Source organism: Roseicyclus sp., assembly GCF_052168335.1.
In the GTDB taxonomy this organism is placed as follows: domain Bacteria; phylum Pseudomonadota; class Alphaproteobacteria; order Rhodobacterales; family Rhodobacteraceae; genus Roseibacterium.
This window is the reverse complement of the sequence record NZ_JBQLZP010000289.1, coordinates 1-9,628: the sequence shown is the minus strand read 5'-3', so window position 1 is coordinate 9,628 and position 9,628 is coordinate 1. Positions and strand designations below refer to the sequence as shown.

Sequence of the window (9,628 nt, the reverse complement as noted above, 5' to 3'; positions counted from 1 at the left end):
CCTCGGCGACCTTGGCGGCTGCCACGGGGTCTTCCGAGTAGGACAGGACGGTCATGCCCGTGAGGAATTCCGCGATGCCAGAGACAGCGGTTCCCTCTAGGGCGATCTTGGCGAGCCTGTTCTTGGCGACGCGGACCGACCCGCCGGCATCACGCATCCGCGCGCGCAGGTCCTGCATCTCGGCAACCGTGAGACCCTCGTAGTGTGCCACCACGACGACGCCAGAGCTTTCGAAGATCTGGCCGAGTTCCTCGACCACTTTCTCTTTCTGGGCTCTATCCACAGTTTCACTCCAGTTTGGGAGGCGACCCTCCCGGCTCGATGGTACCGGATCGCTCCGGCGGTTTTGGTCCGTTGGTGCGGGGACACGCCCCACGGCCAAACAACGGGAACCCAACCCGCCCAAGCGCTCGTACGGAGCCTCGGCCGTCTGGTCTGATCCCGTCTCGGGCAGGATTTATCGGGAGAGGATCCCCCGACCCACCGTCTCGGACGAAACGCAAAAGAGCGCGTGACGAATCGCGCGCTCCCTCGCAAGGGTGGTGCCTATCCTGCGGGCGTCTCTTTGCCAAGCCCCTGTCAAGGAAAATCCACAGGCGGAGGGCCCGGCCCCGGAACGCGAAAGGCGCACCCGCGAATGCGGATGCGCCCTGTCGTTAGCGGCCGTGCCGCCGGTCAGTTGCCGGTCGCGCTGTCGAGGGCGACGGAGACGCCCGGGCCCATGGTCGAGCTCAGCGACACCTTCTTGAGGTAGGTCCCCTTGGCGCCCGCCGGCTTGGCGCGGTTCACCGCGTCGACGAAGGCGCGGATGTTCTCGGCCAGCTTGTCGGCGTCGAACGAGGCCTTGCCGACACCGGCGTGGATCACGCCGGCCTTCTCGACCTTGAACTGCACCTGTCCGCCCTTGGCGGCCTGGACCGCCTCGGCCACGTCCATCGTCACCGTGCCGACCTTCGGGTTCGGCATCAGGTTGCGCGGGCCGAGGACCTTACCCAGACGGCCGACGATCGGCATCATGTCCGGGGTGGCGATGCAGCGGTCGAAGTCGATCGTGCCGCCCTGGATCGTCTCCATCAGGTCTTCCGCACCCACGATGTCGGCGCCGGCGGCCTTGGCCTCGTCCGCCTTGGGGCCACGCGCGAAGACCGCGACGCGCACCGTCTTGCCGGTGCCGTTCGGCAGGTTGACCGTGCCGCGGACCATCTGGTCGGCGTGGCGCGGATCGACGCCGAGGTTCATGGCGACCTCGATGGTCTCGTCGAACTTGGCCGAGGCGTTCGCCTTGAGCAGCGCGACGGCTTCCTCGACGGTGATGTTTTCCTTGCCTTCGAAGGCGGCCTGGGCGGCCTTCAGGCGCTTGCCGATCTTGCCCATGATTACCCCTTCACCTCGATGCCCATCGACCGTGCGGAGCCGAGGATGATCTGCATTGCCGATTCCACGTCGTTCGCGCTGAGGTCCTTCATCTTGGCCTCGGCGATCTCGCGCAGCTGCGCGGGGGTGATCGTCGCGATCGTCTCGCGGCCCGGCTTCTCGGCACCGCGCGGACGGTTGCGCTTGCCCACGGGCTTCAGGCCCGCCGCCTTCTTGAGGTAGTAGGACGCCGGCGGCGTCTTGATCTCCATCGTGAAGGACTTGTCCTGGTAGTAGGTGATGATCGTCGGGGTCGGCGCACCAGGCTCCAGGTCGGCGGTCTTCGCGTTGAACGCCTTGCAGAACTCCATGATGTTGATGCCGCGCTGACCCAGAGCGGGACCGACCGGCGGGGACGGCGTCGCCTGCCCTGCCTTGATCTGGAGCTTCATCTTTCCAGCGAGTTTCTTGGCCATGAGGCCACTCCTTTCTCCAACAGCCTCGGGGCGCGCCCCTCGGCCTTTGTTGCCGTGGTCCGGTCCGGCGGTCGCGACCGCCTCGCCTCCCACGCAAGACTGCGCCCCCTGAAGGAGCGACGGGCGTCCCATAGACAGGGACGCGCCGCGACGCAAGGCGGATTCGCGAAGCTGGCCCGCGCGCGCGCGCCGTGCCATCGTCGCGCCATGAGCCTCCGCCCGCGCCGCCTTTCGCTGCCCAAGGGCGCCCGCGTCTTCTCGCCGGGCGAGCCCTGCCCCGGCTTCGTGCAGCTCGAGGAGGGGACGATCCGCGTCTCGCTGACGGCGGCGAACGGGCGCGAGGTGGTGCTGTACCGCGTGCAGCCGGGCGACGTTTGCCTGCAGACCTTCTCCTGTCTCATCAACCACGCGACCTACCGCGCGACCGGGGTGGCGGAGACGGCTCTTTCCGGCATTCTCCTGCCGCCCGCGCTCTTCCATGACCGGATGGCGGGGGACGCGGGCTTCCGCGAGGGGATCTTCACCTCCGTCGCCCGGCGCTTCGGCGACTTCGAGCGACTGGTCGAGGACGTGGCGCTGATCGGCTTCGACGCGCGCCTCGCCCGCGCCCTCCTGCGGCTCCGGGACGGAGAGGGGCGCGTTCCCGCCACGCACGAGCAGCTCGCGGTCGAGACCGCGTCGGGCCGCGCCTTCGTCTCGCGCAGGCTGGCCGAATTCGCGCGGCAGGGCCTCGTGCGGCCGGGACGGGGATGGATCGACCTGGTGGATGTCGCGGGTCTGGAACGGATTGCCGCAGACGAAAGGTGACAGTGTCACCGACGGGAGCCGGCCCGACGCGGTAGATTTGTGTCATGTTCGCAGACAAGGAGACACGATCATGACCCGCAACGAAGGCACTCTCGACCGCGCCCTGCGCATCATCGCCGGCCTCGTGCTGATTTCGCTGGTCTTCATCGGCCCGCAGACGCCCTGGGGCTGGATCGGCGTGGTGCCGCTGGTGACGGGCCTCGTCGGGATGTGCCCGCTCTACTCGATCCTCGGGATCAACACCTGCCCGATGAAGCGCGGCTGAGGGTCCGGCGCGGCCGCCTCAGCGGTCGTGCAACCCCTTCCCCGCCCGGATCAGCGGCCCGGCCTTCGCAATCCGGCTCCGCCGCGTCGCCGCCTGCTTGGCGCCGCCGACATGCAGCGCCCAGCCCCGGCGGCGTCCGGGGGTGAGCGCCTCGAAGGCCGCGCGCAAGCCGTCATCGGCGGCGAGCGCGGCCTCGAGCTCGGGCGGAAGGTCGATGTCGTCCGCGCGCATCTCGGGCTTGCGCCCCTCGCGCGCGATCGCGACGGCCTGCGCGACATAGTCCCGGAGAGCGCCCTCCATCGCGTCGATCTCGCCGACGCTGCGCACGCGCAACACGCGGCTCGACCGCGAATTGGGCCCGGGCGCCTCGAGATGCCCGTGCCGGTCCTCGATCAGCGCGCCGACGAAGAAGCCGAGCGCGCAGTGATCCCTGAGCCCGTGGAGAATGGCGACGTTCGACCCGTGCGCCACGTAGCAGGGCGCGCGCCACTTCAGCGCCTCGTCGAGCCCGTGGGACAGCAGGATCGCCCGGATGCGCGACATCTCGGCCCGCCAGGGGCGGTCCTTGTCGAGCCAGCGGTCGATGAGGGGGTCGGCGCGTCCTTGCGGGTCCGCGCCCACGGCCTCAGCTCTGCTTTGAGACTTGCGTGAACTCGAGTTCCACCGGCGTCGCGCGGCCGAAGATGGACACCGTCACCTTGAGGCGCTGGTTGTCCTCGTCGACCTCCTCGACCATGCCGTCGAAGTCCTCGAAGGGGCCGTCGTTGACCTTGACCTTCTCGCCGACCTCGAAGGTGATGGTCGAGCGCGGCTGCGCCTCGCCCTCCTCGACGCGGTTGAGGATCGCGTTCACCTCCTCGTCGCGCATCGGCATCGGCCGGCCCTGCGGCCCGAGGAAGCCCGTGACGCGCGGGATCGAGTTGATGGCGTGATAGCCCTGGTCGGTCATGTCCATGCGCACGAGCACGTAGCCGGGCATGAAACGGCGCGGCACGGTGACCTTCTTGCCGCGGCGGATCTCGATCACTTCCTCTTCGGGAACGAGAACTTCCTCGATCACCTCCTCGAGGCCCTTCTCGGCGACGGCGGTGCGGATCTGCTCAGCCACACGCTTCTCGAAGTTGGACAGCACGCTGACCGAATACCACCGTTTCGCCATCTCGTTCGCGTTCCTTCCAGGCTCGCACCCTGCGGCGCGATTTTTCGTTCACGATCAAAGCCCCGAGGGCGCTCCCTGAAAAAGAAACAGCGTGCATCACGACTCGATGCACGCCATTTTCGGGAAGTGCGGAAGCCCTTACCCGCCGCGTTGGCGGAAATCAAGACCTGCGGTCGGGGCCGCGTCAGCCGAAGAAGGTGAGGGTCAGCTCGAGAAGCTGGCGGATCACCCAGTCCACGCCGAAGAAGAAGATGGCGAAGACGACGGCCATCAGGAAGACCATCGCGGTCGTGACCAGCACCTCGCGGCGCGTCGGCCAGACCACCTTGGCGATCTCGGCGCGCGTCTGCTGCAGGAACTGGAACGGATTGGCCATGGTCTTGCCCCCGGGCTACATCGGGGCGGATATACGCATCGACGGCGCGGGACGCAAGCCGACCGCGACGCGACGACACGAAGGGAGCCGATGGCCGGAGCGACGCAAGGCGGCAAGGAGGCACCGCGCTGCGCGATCCTCGTCCTCGGCGCCGCGGTCTGGCCGGGCGAGCGCCCGTCGCCGACGCTCCGGCGGCGGACGCTGCACGCCGCCCGCCTCTGGGCCGAGGGTCGGGCCGATGCCGTGATTCCCTGCGGCGGCACGGGACGGCATCCCCCGGCGGAGGCCGAGGTGATGCGGCGCCTTCTCGTCGAGCAGGGTGTGCCGGATACGGCGATCCACCCCGAGACGCGCTCGACCACCACGGGCGAGAACATCCGTTTCGCCCTGCCGATCCTCGCGGGGCTCGGCATCTCGTCGGTCCTGATCGTGTCGGACGCCTTCCACCTGCCGCGCGCGCGCCTGTTTGCCCGGCGCGCGGGCCTGTCCGTCGGGACGAGCGCGCCGCCGTGGTCCACGGGGCGGCTCTCGGTGCAGGTCAGGGGCGCGCTCAGGGAGGTGCCGGCCTATCTCGCCACGCTGCTCGGATTGCACCGGTAAAGGGGACGGAGGTGGCAGGGGCGGAGGGACTCGAACCCCCGGCCTGCGGATTTGGAATCCGCTGCTCTACCAACTGAGCTACACCCCTAGGCCGGAGAGCGGGATAGGACCAATCGCGGGCCTTGTCCAGCCGGGAATGGGGGTTCCCGGTCCCCCCGGCGGGCGGCTATGCTGGGGCACGCCCGCACCGCGCGACGCGGCTCCCCGGGCACCGGCACGGGAGGACCCCATGCACCGCACCCTGATCGCCCTGACCCTCGCCCTCGTTCCGCCGGGCACGCCCGCACAGGCGGACAAGCACACCTGCGGCCAGCTCCGCGCCTCGGTCGAGGCAAGCCTGCCCCGGATCGCGCACGACCTGCCCTACGACCTGCTCGACTGCGCGGGAATCAGCGAGGTCTACCTGCTGCTCATGCGCTTCGACGGCACCGCCTTCATGCTGAACCAGCGCATCGAGGCGATCTTCCGCCGATACGGTCTCGTCCGCTGAGGGCGGCGGAAACGCGGGCTCAAACGATCGTGAAGGAGGCCCGTCCCCGCCCCTGCGGACGGCCCGCGCGTCCTTGCATGGAAGGCTATTCCGGGATCGCGGGCCAAGCCGTGAGCGGGCGTCCGCGACCGCGCGCGGGAGGTTCCGGGAACATGGCGCGCGTTCATGCGTCTTGTCGGCAGACGCCGGGCGCGAGCGCCCGTGCGACGCACTCGAAAGGAGACCGACATGAAACGCACGATCCTGAGCCTGACGACGGCCATCGCCCTCGCGCTGCCCGCCACCGCGCAGCAGACCGATGTGGAGGCCACGGTGAGCGATCTGCTCGTCGCCAACGGCTATGCCGCGACCAGCATCGACCTGCTCACGCAGGGCGAGATCGCCGAACTCTACATCGCCTCGACGTCCGAGGAGATGCCGAACATCGACGCGCTCATCGCGTCCTACGATCTTCCGGCGGACGGCGCGGAGATGACGCGCGAGAGCTTCCCCGAAACGGACGTCGAGATGGAAGTGCGTGACATCCTGGAGGCGCGCGGCTACGCGCCCGACATGGTCAACGCGCTCTCCGGTCCAGACATCGCCAACATCTACATCACGGCGACCTCGGGCGACGACACCGGCCTCGGCAACGCCATCGAGAGCGCCATCGAGGCGAACATGGCGATGGTCACGGCCGATCCCTCGGGTGCCGAGGAGCGGGCGATCGAGTATCTTCAGCGCCGCGGCTATTCGGCCGACGAGATCGCGACCTTCGAGCAGGCCGAACTGCTCGAGGTCTACAACGCGCTCACCTCGGGCGACCAGACCCGCGTGGACGGCGTGATCGACGGCGTGCTCCAGTCGTAGGCGACGCGTGCCCGGGCCGCCCCGGCGGCTCCGGGCGCCTTCGAGACCGACGCGCCCCCATACGGGGCGCGTCTTCTCGTTCAGCGGGCCACGGCTTCCAGCGCGGCGATGTCCCCGCCGCAGATCTCCGCCTCGTGCGCGAGGATGTCGTCGATCGGCCAGTCCCACCATGCCACCGCGAGAATGCGCGCGACCGTCTCCGCGTCGAAACGGGGCCGGATCACGCGCGCCGGATTGCCGCCCACGACGCTGTAGGGCGGCACCTCGCCCCCGACGACCGCGCCCGCGGCGACGATGGTGCCCGTCCCGATCCGCGCACCCGGCAGGATGGTCGCCCCCGTCCCGAACCAGACGTCATGACCCACGACCGTGTCCGGCCCCGGCCCCGGCATCGAGGGGCGCGCGAAGGGATCCCCCTCCCCACCGCCGAAGATCGCGAAGGGGAAGGTCGATATCCCGTCATGGCGATGATTGGCGCTCGACGTGACGAAGCGCACCCCGTCGGCGATCTGGCAGAAGCGGCCGATCACGAGGCGCTCGGGGCTGAACGCGTAGAGCCAGGGCGCAAGATGCGCGGCCCAGTCGTCGGGCGGCACATGGGCGGAAGCATAGGTATAGTCGCCCACCTCGAGACGCGGATGCTCGATGGCGGGCTTGAGGAACACGGTCCCCGGATGCGCGGTGCCATCGGGCAGGCGCAGGGGATGCAGCGTGTCGGGGCTGGAGAACGGCAAGGGCATGGAAAACCTCCGGTCCGAGTGGCGTTTCGGGCGGCTCAGATCGCGGGCAGGTCCATGGCTTCCTCCATCGGTGACGCCCCTTCCTATCAGGCGGGGGCACGAAACGCAAAAGGGCCGCCCGGCATGGGCGGCCCTTTCGCGGTCGCGTGCCCGCTAGCGTTCCACCGTCCGGAGGAGCGGCGTGATCCGGCGGACGGCGGCGCGCCGGTTCTCGCGCACGTCGCCCTCGATGGGATACTTCAGGTAGCGCTCGCCGTAGCCCTGCGTGACCATGTTCTCCGGCGGGATGCCGAAATACTCGGTCAGCGCGAGCGCCACGCTCTCGGCCCTCCGGTCGGAGAGCGCGAGGTTCATGATCTCGCCGCCCACCGTGTCGGTATGGCCCTCGATCAGGAAGATCTCGTCGGGATCCTCCGCGATCATCTGCGCCATCGCGGTGCCGAGCGCCGAGAGCTCCCGCGCCTGGCTCGGCTGGATCGCGGCAGAGCCGGTGGGGAAGGTGATCGCCTCCAGATCGATGCGCGGCATCAGTTCGCGCAATTCGCGGACATTGCGCACCTGCTGGAGCGAGTAGGTCCGGTCGAGACCTTCCACCGTCTCCACCTCGCCGAGCGCCTCGGTGAGCGCCCGGGCCTCGATGCCGCGCTCGTACTCGATGACGCGCACGCGCCGGGGTTCGGGCAACCGCTCGACGCGGACCGGCTCGAAACGCTGCGTCTCGTCGATCAGCACGATGCGCTGCCCGTCGGGCTCGACCCGCGCGCGGTAGAGGATGCGCCCGTCCGGCGCGCGCACCGTGATCACCTCGGTCCCGTCCTCGCGGAGGAAGACGTTCCGCGTCGAGCCGTCGGCGTAGGTCTCGCTCTCGACCGTCGTGCCGGGGCGGCGGAGGAGCGTGTTCTCGTCGTTCAGGACGACGTATTCGCCGTTCCGGTTGACGATCACCCGGTCGCCGGTCTGCGCCACGACCTCGTCGCCGCTGTCGAGGAGCTGGCCCACGACGAAGCCCGCCGCCGCAGCCCCGAGGATGTTGCGGAGCGTGTTCCGGTCGCTGTCCTCGCCCTCCGTCTCGGTCAGCGTGGCCGCCACGTCCTCCGCGCTCGAGCGCGAGGTCTCCTCGGTCACGACCACGCTCTCGCTCTCGACGACCTCGGCTTCGGGCGCTTCGGCCGCGGCGTCGTCGGTCACGCCGAGCGCGGACAGGGCCTGCGACGCCAGCGCCGCCTCGGCGGTTTCCTCGGCCATCGCCGCGCGGCGCTCGCGCTCCTCGGGGTCGGGAGCCTCGGCCTCGGTCGGGCCGTCGGGCAGCGCCGTCTCGGCATCCTCGGCTAGCCGTTCCTCGAGCCGCCGCAGAAGCTCGTCGCGCTCCGGCCCGTCCTCGAGCCCGGACAGCGCAGCGGCGATCTCCTGCGCCGTGGCGTCGGGGCCCGGCAGGACGACCCCGGCCGCGGTGTCGGCGGTGTCTTCCGTCTCGGCCTCGGGCCGCGGTTCGAACCCGTCGGCTCCGTCGGCATCTTGCGGAGCGGCCGCCTCGTCCACTGCGGGGGCCTCCTCCGCTGCGGGGGCCTCTTCCGCCGCGGGGGTCTCGGCCTGCACCTCGGCCTCGGACGCCACTTCGGCTTCGGCCTCCGCACCCGTGTCGGAAGGCGCATCGGCATCGGCCTGCGTATCGCCCGCGGCAGGCGCGGCGGCGTCGTCATCGACCTGCGCCCCGGCTTCGGGGAGGTCCTCGGCCTCCTCCACGGCGGCGGCATCGGCCTCGGCACCGGTTTCGCCAGCGGCCTCGGCCTCCTCGGCCAGGGCATCCTCCAATGCGTCCTCGGTCGGCACCGCGGTGTCTTCCGCCGCGTCCTCGGGCGCCTCTTCCGCGACATCGGCCTCTTCCGTCGCGGGGGCCTCTTCCGTCGCGGGGGCCTCTTCCGTCGCGGGGGCATCCGTATCCCCGGCCGTATCCGCAGTGGCATCCTCAGGTGCGGCGGCCGCGTCGGCAGGCCGATCCGTCGCGGCTCCGGTCTCATCGGCCGCCTCTTCCGTGGCCTCTTCGGCGGCCGCTTCCGGAGCCTCGGGCACCTCGACGGGCGCGGCATCCGGCGGCGCTTCAGCCTCCGGTTCGGCCTCGGCCGGTGCGATCGTCACGCCCGCCGCGTCGAGCGTCTCCTCGACGCGCTGGCGCACCGCTGCGCGGTCGTCGCCCGTGCGCTCGACGATGGTGTCGACGGCGTCCTCGACCTCCGCCTCGGTGATCCCGGTCGGACAGGATGCCTCGCCGTCGAGCACGCAGTCGACGAGCGCCGCGACATTGTCCTCCTGCGCCGCGGCCGGACCCGCAAAGGTCACCGCCGACGCGAGGATGGCGGCGAGCGCCGTGGAATTCTTCGATGCCGGCATGGGTTCAACCTCCTCCGTTGCCACGCGGAGGCAACGCGAGGCGCGAAGGGCGGGTTCCGGTCACGTCGCGGCACCCGGACACGCGAAAGCCCCGGCGCGGGGGCCGGGGCTTCGGTGCGGTTCAG

General features: G+C 70.2%; 13 protein-coding genes and 1 tRNA gene. 5 read left to right on the top strand and 9 right to left on the bottom strand.

Going from position 1 to position 9,628, the window contains the following annotated elements:
• The 3 genes from rplJ to rplK all read right to left on the bottom strand — a co-directional run.
• Positions 1–283, bottom strand: a 283-nt coding sequence (rplJ, locus tag ACTS11_RS08945; protein WP_442639978.1) for a 50S ribosomal protein L10, incomplete at its 3' end; no start/stop codon positions are given.
• A 392-nt stretch (positions 284–675) separates the two neighbouring features.
• A complete protein-coding gene (rplA, locus tag ACTS11_RS08940) occupies positions 676–1,374 on the bottom strand; it encodes a 50S ribosomal protein L1 (protein WP_442639977.1) in 699 nt (232 codons plus the stop codon).
• Between the two features lie 2 nt (positions 1,375–1,376).
• A complete protein-coding gene (gene rplK, locus ACTS11_RS08935) occupies positions 1,377–1,829 on the bottom strand; it encodes a 50S ribosomal protein L11 (protein ID WP_442639976.1) in 453 nt (150 codons plus the stop codon).
• Between the two features lie 207 nt (positions 1,830–2,036).
• Between rplK and ACTS11_RS08930 the strand changes: the two genes are divergently transcribed.
• Positions 2,037–2,636, top strand: coding sequence for a Crp/Fnr family transcriptional regulator (locus ACTS11_RS08930; RefSeq protein WP_442639975.1), 600 nt, complete (start codon positions 2,037–2,039; stop codon positions 2,634–2,636).
• Positions 2,637–2,706: 70 nt separating this feature from the next.
• The gene (locus ACTS11_RS08925) at positions 2,707–2,901 is read left to right on the top strand and encodes a YgaP family membrane protein (protein ID WP_442639974.1); all 195 of its coding nucleotides are present in this window, start codon (positions 2,707–2,709) and stop codon (positions 2,899–2,901) included.
• An 18-nt stretch (positions 2,902–2,919) separates the two neighbouring features.
• Here ACTS11_RS08925 and ACTS11_RS08920 read toward each other — a convergent pair whose 3' ends face one another.
• The 3 genes from ACTS11_RS08920 to secE form a co-directional block, all read right to left on the bottom strand.
• Entirely contained in the window at positions 2,920–3,522 is a 603-nt protein-coding gene (locus ACTS11_RS08920) for a YdeI/OmpD-associated family protein (RefSeq protein WP_442639973.1), read from the bottom strand.
• A gap of 4 nt (positions 3,523–3,526) precedes the next feature.
• A complete protein-coding gene (gene nusG, locus ACTS11_RS08915) occupies positions 3,527–4,060 on the bottom strand; it encodes a transcription termination/antitermination protein NusG (RefSeq protein ID WP_442639972.1) in 534 nt (177 codons plus the stop codon).
• A gap of 184 nt (positions 4,061–4,244) precedes the next feature.
• Positions 4,245–4,436 carry a preprotein translocase subunit SecE gene (secE, locus tag ACTS11_RS08910; RefSeq protein ID WP_442639971.1) on the bottom strand — a complete coding sequence of 64 codons (192 nt, stop codon included), beginning with the start codon at positions 4,434–4,436 and terminating at the stop codon, positions 4,245–4,247.
• A gap of 90 nt (positions 4,437–4,526) precedes the next feature.
• Between secE and ACTS11_RS08905 the strand changes: the two genes are divergently transcribed.
• Positions 4,527–5,036 (top strand): YdcF family protein, encoded by a 510-nt coding sequence (locus ACTS11_RS08905; protein ID WP_442639970.1) that lies wholly within the window; start codon positions 4,527–4,529, stop codon positions 5,034–5,036.
• 12 nt (positions 5,037–5,048) lie between these two features.
• Here ACTS11_RS08905 and ACTS11_RS08900 read toward each other — a convergent pair.
• Positions 5,049–5,124, bottom strand: a tRNA-Trp gene (locus tag ACTS11_RS08900).
• A 141-nt stretch (positions 5,125–5,265) separates the two neighbouring features.
• Here ACTS11_RS08900 and ACTS11_RS08895 point away from each other — a divergent pair.
• Together ACTS11_RS08895 and ACTS11_RS08890 are read left to right on the top strand one after the other, a co-directional pair.
• The gene (locus ACTS11_RS08895) at positions 5,266–5,526 is read left to right on the top strand and encodes a hypothetical protein (RefSeq protein WP_442639969.1); all 261 of its coding nucleotides are present in this window, start codon (positions 5,266–5,268) and stop codon (positions 5,524–5,526) included.
• A gap of 228 nt (positions 5,527–5,754) precedes the next feature.
• Positions 5,755–6,375, top strand: coding sequence for a hypothetical protein (locus ACTS11_RS08890; RefSeq protein WP_442639968.1), 621 nt, complete (start codon positions 5,755–5,757; stop codon positions 6,373–6,375).
• 80 nt (positions 6,376–6,455) lie between these two features.
• Here the strand turns inward: ACTS11_RS08890 and ACTS11_RS08885 are convergent, their stop codons facing one another.
• On the bottom strand, positions 6,456–7,115 hold the full coding sequence (locus ACTS11_RS08885) for a CatB-related O-acetyltransferase (protein ID WP_442639967.1): 660 nt from the start codon (positions 7,113–7,115) through the stop codon (positions 6,456–6,458).
• A 153-nt stretch (positions 7,116–7,268) separates the two neighbouring features.
• Positions 7,269–9,503 carry an OmpA family protein gene (locus tag ACTS11_RS08880; RefSeq protein WP_442639966.1) on the bottom strand — a complete coding sequence of 745 codons (2,235 nt, stop codon included), beginning with the start codon at positions 9,501–9,503 and terminating at the stop codon, positions 7,269–7,271.
• Positions 9,504–9,628 lie beyond the last annotated feature (125 nt).